Source organism: Enterobacter sp. ENT03 (genome assembly GCF_019218745.1).
GTDB lineage: Bacteria > Pseudomonadota > Gammaproteobacteria > Enterobacterales > Enterobacteriaceae > Enterobacter_D.
This window is the reverse complement of the sequence record NZ_JAHUXA010000022.1, coordinates 40,868-59,687: the sequence shown is the minus strand read 5'-3', so window position 1 is coordinate 59,687 and position 18,820 is coordinate 40,868. Positions and strand designations below refer to the sequence as shown.

The 18,820-nt window shown below is 54.3% G+C and carries 18 protein-coding genes; 10 read left to right on the top strand and 8 right to left on the bottom strand.

Annotation, left to right across the window (positions count from 1 at the left end; translation table 11 throughout):
- Positions 1–71: hypothetical protein (locus KW828_RS21980; protein WP_232927287.1), on the top strand; the 71-nt coding region annotated here is incomplete at its 5' end.
- Between the two features lie 140 nt (positions 72–211).
- On the opposite strand, the gene ftsP is transcribed toward KW828_RS21980, so the two are convergent.
- The 5 genes from ftsP to KW828_RS19490 all read right to left on the bottom strand — a co-directional run bounded on the left by ftsP (position 212) and on the right by KW828_RS19490 (position 5,602).
- Positions 212–1,624: a cell division protein FtsP gene (gene ftsP / locus KW828_RS19510; protein WP_218337914.1), complete on the bottom strand. Its 1,413-nt coding sequence runs from the start codon at positions 1,622–1,624 to the stop codon at positions 212–214.
- Positions 1,625–1,664: 40 nt separating this feature from the next.
- Positions 1,665–2,402: a 1-acylglycerol-3-phosphate O-acyltransferase gene (locus tag KW828_RS19505; protein ID WP_218337913.1), complete on the bottom strand. Its 738-nt coding sequence runs from the start codon at positions 2,400–2,402 to the stop codon at positions 1,665–1,667.
- An 86-nt stretch (positions 2,403–2,488) separates the two neighbouring features.
- Complete coding sequence (gene parC, locus KW828_RS19500) at positions 2,489–4,747, bottom strand: DNA topoisomerase IV subunit A (protein WP_218337912.1); 2,259 nt, start codon at positions 4,745–4,747, stop codon at positions 2,489–2,491.
- A 189-nt stretch (positions 4,748–4,936) separates the two neighbouring features.
- Positions 4,937–5,332, bottom strand: coding sequence for a YgiW/YdeI family stress tolerance OB fold protein (locus tag KW828_RS19495; protein ID WP_218337911.1), 396 nt, complete (start codon positions 5,330–5,332; stop codon positions 4,937–4,939).
- Positions 5,333–5,404: 72 nt separating this feature from the next.
- Positions 5,405–5,602: a hypothetical protein gene (locus tag KW828_RS19490; protein WP_218337910.1), complete on the bottom strand. Its 198-nt coding sequence runs from the start codon at positions 5,600–5,602 to the stop codon at positions 5,405–5,407.
- A 417-nt stretch (positions 5,603–6,019) separates the two neighbouring features.
- On the opposite strand from KW828_RS19490, the gene KW828_RS19485 reads away from it, so the two are divergent.
- The 8 genes from KW828_RS19485 to KW828_RS19450 all read left to right on the top strand — a co-directional run bounded on the left by KW828_RS19485 (position 6,020) and on the right by KW828_RS19450 (position 13,284).
- Positions 6,020–7,234: a PfkB family carbohydrate kinase gene (locus KW828_RS19485; protein ID WP_218337909.1), complete on the top strand. Its 1,215-nt coding sequence runs from the start codon at positions 6,020–6,022 to the stop codon at positions 7,232–7,234.
- 38 nt (positions 7,235–7,272) lie between these two features.
- Positions 7,273–8,019 (top strand): outer membrane protein OmpK, encoded by a 747-nt coding sequence (locus KW828_RS19480; protein WP_218337908.1) that lies wholly within the window; start codon positions 7,273–7,275, stop codon positions 8,017–8,019.
- Between the two features lie 14 nt (positions 8,020–8,033).
- On the top strand, positions 8,034–8,996 hold the full coding sequence (locus KW828_RS19475) for a nucleoside hydrolase (RefSeq protein ID WP_218337907.1): 963 nt from the start codon (positions 8,034–8,036) through the stop codon (positions 8,994–8,996).
- A gap of 3 nt (positions 8,997–8,999) precedes the next feature.
- The gene (locus KW828_RS19470) at positions 9,000–10,229 is read left to right on the top strand and encodes a NupC/NupG family nucleoside CNT transporter (protein ID WP_218337915.1); all 1,230 of its coding nucleotides are present in this window, start codon (positions 9,000–9,002) and stop codon (positions 10,227–10,229) included.
- Between the two features lie 18 nt (positions 10,230–10,247).
- Positions 10,248–10,907 carry a quorum sensing response regulator transcription factor QseB gene (qseB, locus tag KW828_RS19465; protein WP_218337906.1) on the top strand — a complete coding sequence of 220 codons (660 nt, stop codon included), beginning with the start codon at positions 10,248–10,250 and terminating at the stop codon, positions 10,905–10,907.
- A complete protein-coding gene (qseC, locus tag KW828_RS19460) occupies positions 10,904–12,253 on the top strand; it encodes a quorum sensing histidine kinase QseC (protein ID WP_218337905.1) in 1,350 nt (449 codons plus the stop codon). The genes qseB and qseC overlap by 4 nt, the downstream gene beginning before the upstream one ends.
- 103 nt (positions 12,254–12,356) lie before the next feature.
- The gene (locus KW828_RS19455) at positions 12,357–12,938 is read left to right on the top strand and encodes an NAD(P)H-dependent oxidoreductase (protein WP_218337904.1); all 582 of its coding nucleotides are present in this window, start codon (positions 12,357–12,359) and stop codon (positions 12,936–12,938) included.
- 31 nt (positions 12,939–12,969) lie between these two features.
- Positions 12,970–13,284, top strand: coding sequence for a putative quinol monooxygenase (locus KW828_RS19450; RefSeq protein WP_218337903.1), 315 nt, complete (start codon positions 12,970–12,972; stop codon positions 13,282–13,284).
- Between the two features lie 89 nt (positions 13,285–13,373).
- Here KW828_RS19450 and KW828_RS19445 read toward each other — a convergent pair whose 3' ends face one another.
- The 3 genes from KW828_RS19445 to KW828_RS19435 form a co-directional block, all read right to left on the bottom strand.
- On the bottom strand, positions 13,374–14,564 hold the full coding sequence (locus KW828_RS19445) for a glycoside hydrolase family 88 protein (protein WP_218337902.1): 1,191 nt from the start codon (positions 14,562–14,564) through the stop codon (positions 13,374–13,376).
- 54 nt (positions 14,565–14,618) lie between these two features.
- Complete coding sequence (locus KW828_RS19440) at positions 14,619–15,887, bottom strand: oligosaccharide MFS transporter (protein ID WP_218337901.1); 1,269 nt, start codon at positions 15,885–15,887, stop codon at positions 14,619–14,621.
- A gap of 64 nt (positions 15,888–15,951) precedes the next feature.
- Entirely contained in the window at positions 15,952–17,778 is a 1,827-nt protein-coding gene (locus KW828_RS19435) for a DUF2264 domain-containing protein (RefSeq protein ID WP_218337900.1), read from the bottom strand.
- Between the two features lie 166 nt (positions 17,779–17,944).
- Between KW828_RS19435 and KW828_RS19430 the strand changes: the two genes are divergently transcribed.
- Positions 17,945–18,820, top strand: a complete 876-nt coding sequence (locus tag KW828_RS19430; protein WP_218337899.1) for an AraC family transcriptional regulator — start codon at positions 17,945–17,947, stop codon at positions 18,818–18,820.

Genomic DNA, 18,820 nt, shown 5'->3' with positions numbered 1-18,820 from the left:
GGTGGTACAGCACGAAAGTGGGGGTGATCGACCTGAAGAAAAAGTCGATCACCATGGGTAAAGGATGTTAAAAAGTGTTCACCATGTCCCCGAACACCTGTCTACCATGTCCCCGGACTGTACACCCTAAGGGAAAGGGGGGCACCAATCCGTGCCTTCTTCCAGGACCATGCCCTCTCCCAGGGGAGAGGGTTAGGGTGAGGGGGAAAAATCAGGGGGCAGGATTAACCAGCAGTTGCCCGATAGAGCCGCGATCCGCCATCTCCAGCGTCTGGCTGTAATACTGGAACGGGAAATGCGGCCACGATGGCTGCCCGAAGTACACCAGCAGCTCCACCTGCCCATCCACCCACACGGTATCTTTCATGCCGCGATCTTCCGGGAACGGAATAGCGCCGTTGACGTTGCGGATCTGGAAACTGACGCCTTCGATATGAAACGCCTGCGGGGTGTCGGCGCGCACCGTCCAGCGCTCCCAGGTGCCCTGCTGAGCGGTAATATCCAGACGCTGAATATCCCACAGCTGGCCGTTGATGCCCGGATCGTCGCCAAGGCTAATGTCACGGCTGCGCACCGGCGTGCCGGTCAGCAGTTCGCTCGGCAGCAGGCGCATCGGCAGACTGTCGGTGACCAGCGGCAACAGACCAGTCGGGCGCAGCGTCAGCACCAGCGTGGAAATCAGAATACTCGACGGCTCGAAGAAGCCACGAATACGATCGACAATGCTCGCCGCTTCCCCGCAGGTAATCGACACTTCATCGCCGTTGGTCATGTCGACGAGAATTTCCCGGCGCTCGCCCGGTGCCAGCGACAGCTGTTTCACCGACACCGGCGCAGGCAGGAAACCCTGATCGCCGGAAATGACATGCAGCGCGCGGCCATCACTCATCTGCAACAGATAGCGGCGGGCATTTGAGGCATTGAGCAGGCGCAGACGCACCCAGCCGCGGGACACCTCCACATACGGCCCCTGCACGCCGTTCGCCAGCAGCGTATCACCGACAAATCCCCCGCTGCCCGGCTCGCTGTATTCCGGCGTACCAAAGTTATCCAGACGCTTGTCCTGAATAATGACCGGAATATCGTCAACGCCGTAATGATTCGGGATCGGCAGGGATTTGCTGACGTCGTCTTCCACCAGCCACAGCCCCGCCAGCCCGTTATACACCTGCTCGGCAGTGCGGTTAGGCGTGTTGGCGTGATACCAGAGGGTGGCGGCGTTCTGGCGCACCGGCAGTACCGGCGCCCAGTCGGCGTTGGGGGACATCATACGCGCCGGACCGCCCATCAGCGGGCCAGGCACCTGCAGGCCGCTTACCGTCATGGCGACGTTTTCCGTCATGCGGTTGCTGTAGATCAGCTTTACGTCGTCGCCGTTCCACACGCGGATCGTCGGCCCCAGATAGCGGCCGTTGATCCCCCACACCTGCGCGCGGGTACCCTGGGTAAAGGACCAGTGCGTGCGCTGAAGCGTCAGAAACAGCGGCTGTCCGCGGCGGGACTCCAGCAATGGGGGAATGGGCAACGGCAGTTGCTGCCCGGCGGCGTTGGCCCTCAGCGGCACCGCTCCGGCACAAAGCGCAACCCCGGATGCCTGAATAAACTGACGCCGACTGAGTGACATATCTGCTCCATGTAAAACTGACTTTTAATACGAAAGAAAATTAACGCTTTCCAGCGGCATTACGCGCGGCAACTTCCTGGTCAAGCTCGGCGATTTTATTTTCCATTAAAGCCCGGCAGTGTACTGCCAGTTCACGCACCTGGTCTTTACCAAACTTCGAGGTATCCACCGGCTGCATCATTTCGACGATCACATGACCATTATTCCAGCGGTTGAGGCTGACTTTATTCGAGGTGGTGGACACACACACCGGGATCACCGGCACGCCAGCGGCAATGGCGGCATGAAATGCCCCGGTTTTAAACGGCAGCAGACCACGGCCACGGCTGCGGGTGCCTTCCGGGAACATCCAGATTGAGATATTACGCTTCTGAATATGTTTCACCACCTGGGCGATAGTACCGTGAGCTTTTGCGCGGTTATTGCGGTCGATCAACAGGTTGCCGGTCAACCAGTACAACAGGCCGAAGAAGGGGATCCAGATGAGGCTTTTTTTGCCGACGGTCACGGTCGGCGGCTGCACGATGCTGGAGGCGGTGACCATATCGTAATTATTTTGGTGATTACAGATGTAAATGGCATTGCCGAACTCAGCGGCGTTCGACGGCACGCGGGTTTCCACCTTCAGGCCCAGCACCGGGGCGAGGCGACCAAACAGGTGACCAAAGGTCGCCACATGCTTCGGATTTCGTGGACTGAACAGACAGTAAATACAACCAAAAATAGACAGCAGAATGCTGTAAACCACAATAATAATAGATCGAATAATAAACAGCATTGTTACCTCTTATGCCCGGACATCCAGCCATTCGGGAAATGTTAACTGACGTCCCCCGTCAGAAAAGGGGGACGGTAATACCCTGATTACTCTTCGCTGTCGCCTGGGCTTGCGCGATGCGGTGAGTCAATCTCCACGCGGTCGATGCGTTGCAGGCCGCGCATCAACGTGCCGCGACGTCCGCGCTCACCGTGCACCTTCTGCAACTCTTCCGGACGCAGTTTGATTTTGCGTTTGCCCACGTGGATGGTCAGCGTCGTTTGCGGCGGCAGCAGATACAGGTGCGCGAGGCTGTCTTCACCTTTCGCGGCCTCTGCCGACGGAATGCTGATGATCTTATTCCCTTTGCCTTTAGACAACTGCGGCAGATCGCTGACCGGGAACATCAGCATGCGTCCGGCGGTGGTGATCGCCAGCAGCATATCGCTGTCGTCGACGATTTCCAGCGGCGGCATCACGCGGGCGTTTTCCGGCAGAGTGATCAGCGCTTTACCGGCGCGGTTACGGGCGATCAGATCGTTGAAGGTACAGACGAAGCCGTAGCCCGCATCCGATGCCATCAGCAGCTTCTGCTCTTCTCCCGCCATCACCATATGCTCCACGGACGCGCCCGGCGGCAGCGTCAGTTTGCCGGTCAACGGCTCGCCCTGCCCGCGCGCGGAAGGCAGCGTGATCGGATCGAGAGCGTAGCTGCGCCCGGTGGTATCGATAAACACCACCGGCTGGTTGCTCTTGCCTTTAACGGAGGCTTTCCAGCCGTCGCCCGCTTTGTAGCTCAGCCCCTGGGCGTCGATGTCATGCCCTTTGGCGCTGCGCACCCAGCCCGACTGGGACAGCACGATCGTCACCGGCTCAGACGGCTGCATGTCGTGTTCGCTCATCGCCTTCGCTTCTTCACGCTCGTGCAGCGGCGAACGACGCTCGTCGCCAAAGGCGTCAGCATCGGCCTGCAACTCTTTCTTCAGCAGGTTACTCATTTTGCGCTCGGAGGCGAGAATGCCCTGCAGCTGGTCGCGCTCTTTCTCAAGCTCAGCCTGCTCGCCGCGAATTTTCACTTCTTCAAGCTTCGCGAGGTGACGTAATTTCAGTTCAAGGATCGCTTCGGCCTGGGTTTCGCTGATGCCAAACTTCGACATCAACGCCGGCTTCGGCTCATCCTCGGTGCGGATGATCTCAATCACTTCATCAATGTTGAGGAACGCCACCAGCAAACCTTCGAGGATATGCAGGCGTTTGAGCACTTTTTCCAGACGGTGACTCAGGCGGCGACGCACGGTATCGCGGCGGAAGACCAGCCACTCGGAGAGGATCTCCAGCAGGTTTTTCACCGACGGGCGACCGTCCAGCCCGATCATGTTCAGGTTAATGCGATAGCTTTTTTCCAGATCGGTGGTGGCGAACAGGTGGTTCATGACCTGATCCATATCCACCCGGTTCGAACGCGGCACAACCACCAGACGCGTCGGGTTTTCGTGATCGGATTCATCGCGCAGATCATCGACCATCGGCAGCTTTTTATTGCGCATCTGAGCGGCGATTTGCTCCAGCACGCGCGCGCCGGAAACCTGATGCGGCAGCGCGGTGATCACCACGGCACCGTCTTCTTTTTTCCACACCGCGCGCATACGCACCGAGCCGCGCCCGTTCTGGTAGATTTTGCGGATTTCCGCCCGCGACGTGATGATTTCCGCTTCGGTCGGGTAATCCGGGCCCTGCACAATATCCAGCAGCTCATCGAGCGTGGTTTTCGGCTGTTCGATCAGCGTGATCGCCGCTTTCGCCACTTCGCGCAGGTTATGCGGCGGAATGTCCGTCGCCATACCGACCGCGATGCCGGTGGTGCCGTTCAGCAGAATATTTGGCAGACGGGCAGGCAGCATTTTCGGCTCCTGCATGGTGCCGTCAAAGTTCGGCTGCCACTCCACCGTGCCCTGCCCCAGTTCGCCCAGCAGCAGCTCGGCATATTTAGAGAGACGGGATTCGGTATAACGCATGGCGGCGAAGGACTTCGGATCGTCCGGCGCGCCCCAGTTGCCCTGGCCGTCCACCAGCGGATAGCGGTAAGAGAACGGCTGCGCCATCAATACCATGGCTTCGTAGCAGGCGCTGTCGCCGTGCGGGTGATATTTACCCAGCACGTCACCTACGGTACGGGCCGATTTTTTGAATTTGGCGCTGTTGTTAAGGCCGAGCTCTGACATCGCATACACGATGCGGCGCTGAACGGGTTTCAGGCCATCACCAATAAACGGCAGCGCCCGATCCATGATGACGTACATGGAATAGTTTAAGTAGGCGTTTTCCGTGAATTCATGCAGCGCAAGGCGCTCTGCCATATCGCTCATTAATCGATGTTCCTCAAACGTGTGCGCCCGCCTGTACGGCGGCGATAATGCCGCAGATACTACCTTATATAAGGCAATGAGTCATTGTGCTGCGCGATAACTTTAGCGCACCGGGCGGTTTTTGTCGGGGGAGATCGGAAGGCGATGAGGGGGATAAAAAAGGAGGCCGGTTTCCCGGCCCGATGCCTGTTACTTATTCATTTTGGTGATTTTCTTCACTTCAATTTCAGCCGAATTCCAGTCTTTATCGACTTTACCCTGAATTTCAACGGTATCCTGCGGGGTCACGGTCTGGCCATTCCAGCGTTTATCATCAATTTCAACATCAATGGTGCCGGACTCATCGCGGAACAAATAGTTGTCGCCGCCGGTACGCTGTTCAATTTTGCCCGTCAGCGTGACCCAGGCATCATCGGATAAAGACTTCGCTTTTTCAGCCGTGGTTTTAGTGCCCGACGGGCCAGCAAAGCCGCCGTTTTGTGCCGGTGCTGCGCTGTCAGACGCCTGAAAACCGCCCTGGGTGGCGGCCAGTGCCGGTGTAGCAGCCAGGGTCAGTACGGTAAAAAGCATAGCGATATTTTTCATGATGATTCTCCCTTGAGGGTGGCTAACAATAAGTAACTATAACAGGCCTGCACAGACAGGCCTGGCTGAAAACTAGCGGGTTTTAGTCTGTGCTTTAATCGTCGTGGTGTGCTCGCCCGGATGAGCGTGTCCATCGTGGCTGTTTGCGGTGTGTCCTTTACCCGTGTGGCGGGCTTCACCCGATTCATGTTCAGTCATGCCGGAGTGCATCGCCAGTGCGGGGGCAGAAGCAAACATCAGGACAGTTAACAATGCTGCGTTCTTTTTCATCACGTATTTTCCTTGTGCAGGGATAACCTTCACTGTCAGTAAACACCACAGATCTTATTAAATTCTTAACAGATGCAATTTTTTGCCTATGGATTATTCTCATAAAAAAATTATGGCTATAATTTCATTACTCCTCTTCCATTACTCTTCGTTGTTCCATAGCGGACATGATGTCCCTTTATCCGAACAAACTGTAAATCCCAATAATGTTAATTCTTAGCGCTCACTAAACCTGCATGAACAGGAATTAAAAAAACTGAAACGACAGAAACACATTCACCTGACAAATAACAAACACAAGAATTGCAGCAAACGGACATCATGTCCGTTTCGCCTGATAATATGTGAAGATGGGCACAGCACTATTCACCTACGCAGAGTAAATATTATTACCGCACCCATAACACGGCAGAAAATATGATTTACCACTATAAAAACCAGCGCCATCGTTACATTCTGTCTGAAATTCAGAAGTCAGGGCGAGTAAGCGTAGTTTTATTAGCGAAATCATTAAAAGTTGCCACCCGAACCATTCGGCGAGATATACAAGAACTGGCCATTACCGGGCGAATAAAACCCTGTTATGGCGGTGCGACGCTGGTGGCTAATCCTGAGCATAACCTTTATGACGACAGTCAAAATTACCTTTATCAAAACATGAATATTAATAATCAATTAAGCCACCTTGAACGAAGACGTAATACTGAAAAAAGCGGCAGTGTGTTTATTATCGGTTCATTTAATACCGATCTTGTTTATCGGGTTGACGATTTCCCATTATCCGGTGAAAGCATTCGGGCAATAAACAGCTGTTGTTTGCCTGGCGGTAAAGGCAGTAATCAGGCTATCGCCTGTACGATGGCGGGCGGCAAAACACATTTCACGGTGAAACTCGGTGATGATGAATTTGCACAAAAAGCACAGCTTTTTTTGCGCGGCCTGATGCTGGAACAATTAACCTGTTTTGAGAAAAAGGCGTGCCCGACGGGCAGCGCGGTGGTGATGGTGTCCGAATCGGCGGGAGATAATGCGATCATTATCAATCCCGGCGCGAACCAGACATTCACCGTAGATGAAATTATCTCCTGCTATGACGACATCAGTAACAGTCATGTTTTCCTTACTCAGATGGAAAACAATCCCGATGCCACCGCGCTGGCGATTAAGTTTGCCCACACCTGCGGTTTAACCACCATTCTGAACCCTGCTCCGTGGCGCGCAGAGGTCAATGAACTGATCCCATGGACGACCATCATTACGCCCAATCTGACCGAAGCAGGCGCAATTGTTGGTCATACACTGCTTACCCGTGACGACATTCAACAGGCCGCCGAAGACATTCATGAGCTGGGCGCGCGCTTTGTTCTGATCACCCTCGGCAAAGAGGGATGCTGGTTATATGACGGCAATAAACATCGTCAATTTAGCGCCTTCCCGGCGGTAAACGTCGATACCTCTGGGGCGGGAGATGCCTTTAACGGTGCACTGGCGGCGCGTCTGGCGGAAGGAGAAAGCCTCGAATCAGCCATTATTTATGCCAGCGCGTTTGCGGCCCTGGCCGTTGAGCGTGAGGGCGCTTCTAATATGCCGGAGCATGACGCGACATTAAGCAAAATATTATCCGAACAATAACCCCTCTCTTACCCTACAAATATATATGGAAATAGAGTATGAAAAAATTACTGTGCCTGACCTCTACCCTTTTTTTATCTACGATAACTGGAGATGCATTTGCCGAACAAAAATATGGCTGGGGCAATATTCATTTTGATTACCAAAGTTGGGATTCCGGCGTTAAAGACCTGGAGTATGAACAGGCTCTGGTTGGTATCGAAGGTGGCGCAGGATTCGACTGGGGAGAAATGTACGGATTTTACGATTATGAAAATATTCTGCGCAATGAAAAAGAACACGGTCAAACCATGAATGGTGAAACCCATTATTATCTTTGGGATACCGGGGCCAGTCTTTTTGGCAAAGTCTATAATTCACAAAGCCCCAATTTCAAAGAAACCAATCAATTCATTGGTATCGGTTATACCGCATTGAAAGGTGATGGTTGGTGGTTTAAACCCTGGATCGCACGCCAGTATATTAATGCGCATAGCAACTTTGGTCCAGCCTATGACATCAACGGTTATAATGGCTTCAGTATCGGCTGGAATGCGGGTTATGCTTTTACCTTTCTCAGCCAAAACTTCCTGTTATCAAACTGGAATGAAATTGAACTTGAGCGCAACGAGGATTATGCCGCTAATAATAGCGGCGGTGAAGAAGGTTTAAATGGCGGCCTTAACCTGACATGGAAAATCACCGATCATATTTCCACTACCGTTATGTATCGCTATTTCTATAACAAACTCGGCGCTGATGGTTATGGCGATATTTTGATTTACAGACTTGCCTACGACTTTTAAAGCCAGGAGTAAAAATGAAAACAACAACTCAGGTTAAGCTGAACCTTGCTCAGCGCATGGCGTTGATGCATATCCCTGCTGATGGAAAATTATCAGTGGTGATTGACAGCGATACTTATAACGAAATTGATGATCAAATTGCTATCGCCTGGGCCCTTCTCCACCCGGAACGTATAGATTTGCAAGCTATTTATGCCGCCCCGTTCACCAATCATTTTTTTGGCGAAGGTGCTTCACATACTTACGTTGACGACCCGGCTATCGGGATGCAGCTTAGCTATGATGAAATTTTACGCGTCTTTGAAAAGCTTTCTCCACGCGATAATCTCCCTGCTGTTTTTCATGGGGCTACCCGTTATTTAACGAATAGCGATACGCCAGAGCGTTCTCCGGCGGTAAACGATCTCATTGAACGAGCAAGAAACAGCGCTGAAACACTCTATGTCTTAGCCATTGGCGCACCGACTAACGTGGCCTGCGCATTGCAATTGGCTCCGGATATTATTGAGAAAATTCATATTATCTGGCTGGGAGGCAACAGCTTTGACTGGAAAGATAATCAGGAATTTAATCTGATGCAGGATATTGCCGCCAGCCGGACACTATTTGACAGCGGCGCGGCATTAACCCTCATCCCCTGCTTTGGTGTGGCGAATTGCATGGCAACGTCGGTACCCGAAATGCAGCACTATTTCGCGAATACCAGCCGCCTGGGTAATTACTTTGCCGAACTGGCCCCGCGCTGCCCGTGGATCGGCTTTGCTTCTCGCAAGGTTATCTGGGACATCACGACCGTAGGCTTATTACTTAACCCCGAGTGGTTCACCTGCCAGTTTGTCCCGGCACTGCTGATTAACGACAATCTGAACTGGAGTTTTGATAATCGCCGCCATGTGATCGAGGTGGTTAAGTTCATTGAGCGGGATCACCTGTTTAAAGATCTTTTCCGCAAGATCATTGATGCCGACAAGGAGTAAATGATGCAAATCATCATTGTCTGTCTCGGGATTATCGCTCTGCTTGCCATTGCGAGGATATTCTCAGAAAACCGCAACGCTATTAGCCTGCGCGCGACGCTAGGGGCATTTTGCCTCCAGGCAGGGATCGCAGCACTGGTGCTTTATGTTCCGGCCGGGGAGCGGATGCTGCTCTCCATTTCCAACAGCCTGTCAGGCATGCTGAATTACTCATCAGAAGGGATTAATTTTCTGTTCGGTGATTTAGGCCGTTTCAAAATGGGTTTTGTGTTTGCCTTCCATGTATTGCCGATCATTATTTTTATGTCGGCACTTTTTTCAGTGCTCTATTACCTTGGGATCATGCAATGGGTCATTCGCATTATTGGTAATGCGATCCACAAATTGCTGAAGACCAGCCCGGCTGAATCCATCGCGGCGACGGCTAATATCTTCGCTGGTAATACGGATGTCTTCGTCCTGATGCGGCCCTACGCGCCGAAAATGACACGTTCAGAGTTATTCGCATTGATGTCTGGCGGCGTGGCCTCGATCGCCGGTTCCGTGCTGGTGGGCTATGCGAGTATGGGGATCGACATCAAATATCTGGTGGCGGCATCTTTTATGTCTGCCCCCGGTGGGCTGCTGATGGCGAAGATGCTGTTCCCGGAAACCGAGCCGGATAAGGTGGCCGATGTCTCTGGCAATTTAATGGGCAGTGAGGAACGGCCTATCAATATTGTTGAAGCCGCCACCAACGGTGCCAGCACGGGTTTAATGTTGGCCGTGAACGTCGGTGCTATGCTGCTGGCACTGATAGCGCTAATTGCCATGGTAAATGGATTACTGGGCTGGCTGTTTGGCTTATTTGGCCAGCAGGATATAACGCTGCAATTCATCTTTAGTTATATTTTCGCCCCCATCGCCTGGCTGTTGGGTGTGCCTGCCGGTGAAATGCTCCAGATAGGTAATTTGCTGGGACAGAAACTGGTGCTTAACGAATTTGTGGCTTACACCAGCTTTATCCCTTTAAAACCTGCGCTGTCTGAATATTCACAGATTATCGCCACGATGGCGCTGGCCGGATTTGCTAATCTGTCAGCCCCGGCAGCATTAATTGGCGTGCTGGGTAATATCGTGCCCGACAAAAAAAGCTTTATCGCCAAAATGGGTGGTAAGGTGATCCTCGCCGGTATGTTATCTAACTTATTGAGTGCAGCGCTCACGGGCTTATTTTATCTTATTGCTCACTAATGCCATGGAGGATGAGAGATGCGCATACTGCTGATTGAGGATGACAGGCTGATCGGTGACGGCCTGAAAGCGGGCCTGAGCAAACTGGGGATGACGCCCGACTGGTTTACGGATGGCAACCAGGGCATGCAGGCACTGACCCAGGCACCTTACGACGCTGTGGTGCTCGATCTCAGCCTGCCGGGCATGGATGGACTCGAGATTTTGAAAGCCTGGCGCTGCGCCGGGCATCAACATCCGGTACTGATCCTCACCGCCCGTGACGCGCTGGAGCAACGGGTGGAAGGACTGCGGTTGGGGGCTGACGACTATCTCTGTAAACCTTTCGCGTTGATCGAAGTGGCTGCCCGTCTGGAAGCCTTAACCCGCCGTCATCATGGCAGCGTACAGGCCACCTTATCCCACGGCGAGGTGACGCTCGATCCGGTCAACCTCACCGCCACGCTGGCCGGGGAACCGCTGGTGCTACCGCCAAAAGAGTTTGCGCTGCTGACGCTGTTTATGCGCAATCCTGGCCGCGTACTTCCGCATTCATTGATCGAAGAAAAACTCTATAACTGGGACGATGACGTCTCCCGCAACGCGCTGAATGTCCATATTCACCACCTACGACGCAAGCTGGGCAGCCGTTTCATCCGTACCGTTCACGGCATTGGCTATTCGCTGGGAGACGCATGATCGCATTACTGACGCAAAGCCTGCGCTCAAGGCTTATCAGTGGGTTTATTTTACTGGCAATCATCGCCTGGGGCAGCGCGAGCGTGGCCGCCTGGTATGAAACCCGGCATTCGCTGGATAAGCTGTTTGATACCCAGCAAATGCTGCTGGCGAAGCGCCTGAGCGTGCTTGATCCCGGCGAGATGCGTACACCGCAAACGCTGCCGGAAAGTAAAAAGCTGGTGCGCCATCATCACGGCAAACTGGATGACGATGCGCTGGCATTTGCGATTTTCTCTCATGATGGCAAGCGGCTTCTGGACGACGGCGATAACGGCACTGAACTCCTTTATGACTATCGACAGGATGGGTTTGAAGATACCCATTTAGATGGCGACGAGTGGCGCGTGGTGTGGCTAACTACCAAAGACGGTGAACGTCGGATCGCGGTTGGTCAGGAAGAAGAGTATCGCGACGAGCTGGCCCTGGAGATCGTCATGTCACAACTGACGCCCTGGCTGCTAGCCTTGCCGGTGATGATGCTGTTTCTGATCTGGCTGGTGAGCCGGGAGCTGTCGCCGCTGCGACACATTGCCCGTTTGTTGCATCAGCGCAAACCTGACGCCACGACGCCGCTGCTGGTGGAAGGCACGCCGCAGGAAGTCCGCCCGATGGTGGATGAGCTGAACCAGTTGTTTACACGTATTCATGCGTTTATGTCCCGCGAACGCCGCTTCACCTCTGATGCCGCTCACGAATTACGCAGTCCACTGGCAGCCCTGAAAGTGCAAACTGAGGTGGCGCAGCTTTCCCAGGACGATCCGGCGGCGCTGAATCACGCGCTGATAAATCTGCGTGAGGGGATCGACCGCGCGTCCCGGCTGGTTGAACAACTGCTGACGCTCTCACGTCTGGACTCGCTGAATGGGCTGGAGGAGCCTGCGCCGATCCCGATGGCGGATCTGCTGCAAAGCGCCATCATGGAAGCGTGGTCTGGCGCGCAGCGGGCGGGCATCGATTTGCGGCTCGAGACACAAGCGAAAAACGTCACTTTTTGTGGGCATCAGCTGTTGCTGCAACTGCTGGTGCGCAATCTGCTGGAAAACGCCATCCGTTATTGTCCGTCGGGTTCGCAGGTGGATGTGGTGCTGCACGCGCGTGGTTTTAGCGTACGGGATAACGGCCCCGGCGTGAGCGCGGAAGCACTGGCGCGTATTGGTGAGCGTTTTTACCGTCCACCGGGCCAGGAAAAAACCGGTAGTGGACTGGGATTGTCCATCGTGCGGCGCATCGCGGCGCTGCATCAGATGACGGTGCAATTCCGCCAGGTGACGCCCACCGGTTTCGCCGCCGAGGTCAGCTGGTAAGATTATTGCGCCACGCGCAAAAGACTTTGCACATTTTGCTCATTTTACCGCCCCGTCGTTACGGGTAAAATTGCCGTCAAACGCAATAATTCGAGGATAAATAATGAGCAACATTCTGATTGTTAACGGCGCGAAAGCCTTCGCCCACTCTAAAGGCCAGCTGAATGACACCCTGACCGAGGTCGCGCAGGGTTTTCTGCGTGACGCCGGACATGATGTTCGCGTCGTGCGTGCCGACAGCGATTACGACATCCAGGCCGAAGTGCAGAATTTCCTGTGGGCTGACACCATCATCTGGCAGATGCCGGGCTGGTGGATGGGTGCCCCCTGGACGGTGAAAAAATACATCGATGATGTGTTCACCGAAGGCCACGGTTCGCTGTACGCCAGCGATGGTCGCACCCGCTCTGACGGCGCGAAAAAATACGGTTCCGGCGGTCTGCTGCAGGGCAAAACCTATATGCTGTCGCTGACCTGGAACGCGCCGCTGGAAGCTTTCACGGATAAAGAGCAGTTCTTCCATGGCGTTGGCGTCGACGGCGTTTATCTGCCGTTCCATAAAGCGAATCAGTTCCTTGGCCTTGAGCCGCTGCCGACCTTTATCACCAACGATGTGATCAAAATGCCGGACGTGCCGCGTTATATCGCAGAATATCGCAAGCATCTTGCGGAAATTTTTGCTTAACTGTGGGATGGAATTTAGAAGGAGTTAAACCATGTTAACAGTGATTGCTGAAATTCGTACCCGTCCGGGCCAACATCATCGCCAGGCGGTGCTCGACGAATTCGCGAAGATTATCCCGACCGTACTGAAAGAAGAAGGCTGCCACGGCTATGCGCCGATGGTGGATCACGCGGCTGGCGTGAGCTTCCAGAGCACCAACCCGGATTCCATTATGATGGTGGAACAGTGGGAAACCGTCGCGCATCTTGAGGCGCATCTGCAAACCGCGCACATGAAAGCGTGGAGCGAGGCGGTGAAAGGCGACGTGCTGGAAACCCATATTCGTATTCTTGAGCAGGGCGTGTAATTATCCCCTCCCCCTGGCCCTCTTCCCGGGAAGAGGGTGAAAAGGGTCTGATCCCTCTCCCATTGGGAGAGGGTTAGGGTGAGGGGAAATTACCAGTACAACTTCCAGCTTTGCGTCACGCGCATTAACGCTTCCACGTAGAAATAATCTCCCCAGCTGCTGCACTCATCCACGCCTTTATTACTGGCCAGATGGTAAACCGAGTGTTTTAGCAGACCGTTACACGCCTCGTCGCTGCCCGCCAGATAGTGCTTCGTCAGCGATGACATGATCCCTTCCGCCCACTGCTGATAGCGCGCGCGATCCGGATCGGTCACCGGCAGGTGCTTCACCAGTTCCAGTAATCCGCATACGGCAATCGCCGCCGACGACGAATCCCGTAGTGCATCAGTGCCGAGCAGCGCCAGATCCCAGTGACAGACATAGTCTTCCGGCAGACGGTTAAGGAAATAGTTCGCCAGCCGTTTAGAGAGCGCGACCATCTCGCGGTCGCCGGTATAGATATAGCTGAGCAGAAAACCGTAAATCCCCCACGCCTGCCCCCGCGACCAGCATGAGTCGTCGGCATAGCCCTGCTGGGTGTTACCGTAGCGCGGCGCGCCGGTTTCCACGTCCATATAGTAGGTGTGATAGGTAGAGGCATCGGGGCGGATTAAATAGGTCGCCGACTGCTGAACGTGTGCTTTTGCGGCGTCAGCGAAGCGTGGATCGCCGGTCTGCTCCGTCGCCCAGTAGAGCAGCGGCAGGTTCATGGTGCAATCGATGATCATGCGTCCGGCCTGCGTCGGATCGCTTAAATCGCCCCACGCCTGAATGATTTTCGCCCGCGTGTGAAAACGCTCCAGCAGCGCTTCGGCCGCCAGCAACGAGAAGCCACGCGCATCACGATTACCGGTCAGACGCCATGCCGCCACGCAGGAGAGCGTGTAGAGAAAGCCGAGATCATGGGTGTTGGTGTCGTGGCGGCCGGCAATACGTGCGCCAAACGAACGAACGTGCTTTTCCGCCATCTCGCGGAAAGTATTATCGCCGCTCATCTCCCATGCCAGCCACAGCTGCCCCGTCCAGAAGCTGGTGGTCCACTCAACGTTTTCCGTCAGCGGATAGCGCCCGTTCACCGCTGCTTCTGCGGGAAATTTATCACCGAACTCGGTTAAATGACGGCGGATCAGCGTCAGAACATGGTTACGTGCCGAGGCCATCTCATCGCTAAACGCATGGCGATCCAGCGTGGCATCCGGGAATTCACGTAACGGTTCTTCAACGATATTATTTAACATATTTCGGTTCCTTTTGACTGACTACGGCGGGATAACGTCATCCCGCTTCAGGGATTAGCGTGATGCGTTATTTCCGGCCACGTCCAGCGGCGCACTGGGGCGCATTTTGCTCTGACAGGCGGAGAGCGTAAAAGCAGAAACAAGCGTAAAGAACAGGGCAATCGATCCCATGATGATATAGGTCTGCTCGAAGCCGATACGGTCATACATCAGGCCGGCTGGTGAAGAAACCACGACATTACCGACATACAGCATCGCCTGATACCCCAGTAAATACATGGTGGCGTTAACACGTTTATCGAAATGTTCGGCGATATATTTAAATACCGACACCAGCAGCAGACAAATTTCAAGACCATACAGCGGCTTGAGCACGGAAATAAGCAGATGGGAGTCGCAGACGCCGGAAATAATCAGCCGCGCACCTACCAGTAACCCGACAATTAATAATCCTTTCTTCGCGCCGATATAATTCACGAACAGCGGGATCACCATGTACATGATGAATTCCATGCCGGACTGTACCGTTCCGAGATAGCCAAAGATGGCGTTGCCCTGGTGCACATCATCAAAGAAGGTGACGAAATAGCGCGAGAACTGCTGTTCGGCGATAAACATCATCCATGCTACGCCTGCGACATACAGGCAGAAGGCCCAGAATTTACCGCTTTTCAGCAGCGCATAAACGTCTGCCGGGGCGATTTTTTCTTTGGTCAGGACTTCGCTGGCGTGCGCGGTGCGGGTATCCACTTTCAGACTGAACAGCACGACCAGCATCACGATGGACGCGACGCTACCGAGCAAAAAGTTATAGGCGGGCGAGAGGTTAAACAGCAGGCCAGAGAACGATGACGCCACCGCCCAGCCGAGCGATCCCCACATGCGGATCTGGCCGAATTCCATGCCGTTCAGGCGGCTGTAGCGATCGGTATAGGATTCGCAGGCCGCCACGCCCGCGTACCAGGCAAAGCTTAAATAGATCGCCCCGACAATAATACCCAGCATAGTATTAGACATTAACAGTGGCTGATAGACATAAATAAAGAACGGTGCCATTAACGCCGACATTGCCACGACAAAATAGAGCAGGTATTTACTCATACCAATTTTATCGAGGATGTAGCCATAAATCGGTTTTAAGATCACCGAAAATATGCCGTTAATGGCAAAGACGGTCCCAATAACCGTGCCGCTTAAATTTGCTTTTTGTCCGAGCCAGATCGCCAGCAAGCCAATACTGGCTGACCAGGTAAAGAAATAAAGAAAGATAAAGCTACTGATCTTGTAATATTCAGACCGGTTGGTGGTTAATGTTTTAGCCATACTATCCTCGACGAAAGCATGCAAATACAGAGGTTGATTGTTATTCCGGGCTGATGCCCGGTATTTATAACGCCAGGGTGATGCAGTGTTGCGACGCCGGATGGCGCACGACAAAGGTATTATTTTCACGCTGTACTTGCGGGACGGCGTCAGTAAATCCCTCCTGATGCGCGCCTGCGCGTACTGCGCAACACAGCCAGTGCTCACCCGGTGCCAGCTCGCCGGTCAGCACCGGAATGGCGGCGCATTCCGCGAACATCACGCTGCTGTTCGGCGGCGTAATAACGCAGTCCGCCTCACGGGTTATACCGAGGGGTAAAGAGAGGATCGCGCTGTCGCCGTTGCGGGCCTGCACCAGGCAGCCGTCAGGCCGCAGCTGCGGCTCCGCTTTCATCACCGCAAATCCGCCTTCGGTGCTGTTTAAATGGCGGGCGGTGTTGATGTGATGGAGGCGTACGTGCCAGTCGCCGCAGGGAATAAGCCAGCTGGCGATGTGCACGTCATGCCATGGCGACCAGCGGGAAAAAATATGATCGTCATGCACCACCACCTCGTCACACTCACGGCGGCCACGCCAGTAGTTATCCCCTTCCGACAGCAACAGCATGGAATCACAGGCGGCGTGCTTAATGCCGTAGCGTCCGCGTTCGATGGTGAAACCAAAACGGCTGGAGTAGGCAAACTTGGTGTATTTGGCTTCGGTATTCACATAGTTGTTCAGCTCCAGTTGCCCGGAGGTGAGCAGGTACACATGCTGTGAATGCTCGCTGTGCACAAGGATCTGCTGCGCGTGGGGAATAGCTCGCTTATCGCTAAGCGCAGGTAACGGCAGCTCCTCCGCCTGCCAGAACGGATGCTCCGCAGGCAGCGCCAGGATGAGGAAGACTTTCAGCGCCCAGTATGGCGATCCCGGCGAGTTATAGTCCTCGCAAAAGGCCAGGTTGGGATAGGCGAAACCCAGGGTGAGAATGCCGTCGCGGTCAAAAATCGGCTGTTTCAGCCACCAGCGTAAATGACGCAGGATAATGCCCTTCACCACGCCCGGTGTGAACACGTCCAGCCCGGCAAAAGCCACGCCGCTCCAGAATGCCACCATCGCGAAACGGTAGGTCAGGCTGCGGCCAAAAGGCACCGATTCGCCCCCGGCCGCCGACATATAAATAAAATCCTGCGCGAATTGCGCGGCACGATCGCGCAGGATCTGCGCGCGGGCGGGATCGTCTTCGCCGTTGAGCGTGGCGTAAATCAGGCCGTAAAAGTGGAACGCCATCGAGATGTAATAATCTTTCGGACGACCGGGGCCGTCGGAATACCAGCCGTCGCCGAGATAATAGGCTTCCATCAGCGTAAAGCGCTGCTCAATGGCGGCGCGATCCCAGGGCAGTCCGGCGCGTTTGAACCCCAGTTGCACCATAATGGCAAAGTAGTTCCAGTTGCTGTCCGGCATTTGCGCGTCGGTGATCTGGTTCAGCCAGCGGTGCAGATTGTCGCGCTCGCGGGCAGAGAAACTTTCCAGCAAGTGATCCTGCAACAATGCCAGCCCCAGCCCGTAGGCCGCCATCTCCACCAGTCGCTGGTCGTAAGGCCCGGTATCGCCCCAGTATCCGGCGCTCTGCGGATCGGTGCCCTGTTTGATGGCGGTGAGGTATTTATCACTGTACGGCACAGACTCGCCGCCCGCCATCAGCGGAAATACGCCCCACAGTGCCCGTGATAATCCTTCCATCATGGCTATATCTGCGCCGTAATGGGCGCAGGTGTCGCCTAATGAAAAGCCTGAGCAACCGGCGGGAAACTGCCGGTCCAGCGCGCCGAGCATGGTCATTAAAGCATCAACCACCTCGGTGCGGGAAGACAATGTATTTGAGGTTTCAGTAGTCGCCGTCAGCATGGATCTGCCTCTCACAATCAAGTGGCACAAGCATAGTGAATGGGTGACAGCCAGAAATGTTAGCTCTGTCACACCTGCAAAACTCTTTTGAACTGGCTGTTAAGAAAATTTAAAAAAAGGGTTTATAAATGGATTTAGCGCGGAAAAAGTTGAGAAATATTGCACCATGACAGAAATGTTGCCGTCGGACCGGCTGGAGTTAATCACGCTTAACGATGCCATCGTGTCATTCAGCCGTTTGTTCGCGAACACGGTGCGTTACCATCACTGGCATCAATGTCTTGAAGTGCTGTATGTCGAGGAAGGCTACGGCATCGCCATTGTCGATAACCGGCAGTACACCATGCGGCCAGGGCGGCTGTTTATTTTCCCGCCCTTTACGCTGCACAAGGTGATGGTCGATGAGCAGGCGCAGGACTGTTATCGCCGCACCATTATTCATGTCGATCACCATGCGGTGCTGAAAATTTTGCGCGATTTCCCGCAAAATCAGCAGCGTCTGCACAAGCTGTCGACGCGCGGCGGCCCGGCGCTGGTGGTGGACGCTTCCGCCCAGCACGCCCATCTCGATAATCTGTTCAGCCTGTACGCTCGTCTCGCCGCCAGCGCGCCGCTGAATGCGGAGCAGGTCGCCTGCCTGTTGCTGTCCCTGTTCAGTATGCTGCCGGACGATAACGCGGCGCCGTCGGATCATCGTCAGAGCCTGGCGACGCAGGTGATGTTCTGGCTGGAGGAGAACTATAAGCAAAAATTCAGTCTCGACACGCTGGCGCAGGAGCTGGGGAAATCGCGCAGCTATCTGTCGCGCCGTTTTCATCTGGAAACCGGGGAGCATCTGCACCAGTACCTGAATACTATTCGCCTGCGCAAAGCCTGTGAGGCGCTACTGCATAGCCCGCTGAGCGTCAGCGAGGTGGCGGCGGTGGTCGGTTTTTCCGATGTGACCTATTTTATCAGCGCGTTTAAGAAAGGAATTGGCGAAACGCCATTGCAGTACCGGAAGACGCATAAAACAGAAAAGCCGCTTCCACGTTCTGCGTGA

Bases quoted from the DNA above. Each gene is read 5' to 3' on its own strand.
- KW828_RS19470 (WP_218337915.1), top strand. From the start codon at position 9,000: ATGCAAATCATCATTGTCTGTCTCGGGATTATCGCTCTGCTTGCCATT.
- KW828_RS19495 (WP_218337911.1), bottom strand. From the start codon at position 5,332: ATGAAAAATATCGCTATGCTTTTTACCGTACTGACCCTGGCTGCTACA.
- KW828_RS19480 (WP_218337908.1), top strand. From the start codon at position 7,273: ATGAAAAAATTACTGTGCCTGACCTCTACCCTTTTTTTATCTACGATA.
- KW828_RS19445 (WP_218337902.1), bottom strand. From the start codon at position 14,564: ATGTTAAATAATATCGTTGAAGAACCGTTACGTGAATTCCCGGATGCC.
- KW828_RS19430 (WP_218337899.1), top strand. From the start codon at position 17,945: ATGACAGAAATGTTGCCGTCGGACCGGCTGGAGTTAATCACGCTTAAC.
- KW828_RS19435 (WP_218337900.1), bottom strand. From the start codon at position 17,778: ATGCTGACGGCGACTACTGAAACCTCAAATACATTGTCTTCCCGCACC.
- KW828_RS19440 (WP_218337901.1), bottom strand. From the start codon at position 15,887: ATGGCTAAAACATTAACCACCAACCGGTCTGAATATTACAAGATCAGT.
- KW828_RS19505 (WP_218337913.1), bottom strand. From the start codon at position 2,402: ATGCTGTTTATTATTCGATCTATTATTATTGTGGTTTACAGCATTCTG.
- KW828_RS19455 (WP_218337904.1), top strand. From the start codon at position 12,357: ATGAGCAACATTCTGATTGTTAACGGCGCGAAAGCCTTCGCCCACTCT.
- parC (WP_218337912.1), bottom strand. From the start codon at position 4,747: ATGAGCGATATGGCAGAGCGCCTTGCGCTGCATGAATTCACGGAAAAC.
- KW828_RS19450 (WP_218337903.1), top strand. From the start codon at position 12,970: ATGTTAACAGTGATTGCTGAAATTCGTACCCGTCCGGGCCAACATCAT.
- KW828_RS19490 (WP_218337910.1), bottom strand. From the start codon at position 5,602: ATGAAAAAGAACGCAGCATTGTTAACTGTCCTGATGTTTGCTTCTGCC.
- KW828_RS19485 (WP_218337909.1), top strand. From the start codon at position 6,020: ATGATTTACCACTATAAAAACCAGCGCCATCGTTACATTCTGTCTGAA.
- KW828_RS19475 (WP_218337907.1), top strand. From the start codon at position 8,034: ATGAAAACAACAACTCAGGTTAAGCTGAACCTTGCTCAGCGCATGGCG.
- qseC (WP_218337905.1), top strand. From the start codon at position 10,904: ATGATCGCATTACTGACGCAAAGCCTGCGCTCAAGGCTTATCAGTGGG.
- qseB (WP_218337906.1), top strand. From the start codon at position 10,248: ATGCGCATACTGCTGATTGAGGATGACAGGCTGATCGGTGACGGCCTG.
- ftsP (WP_218337914.1), bottom strand. From the start codon at position 1,624: ATGTCACTCAGTCGGCGTCAGTTTATTCAGGCATCCGGGGTTGCGCTT.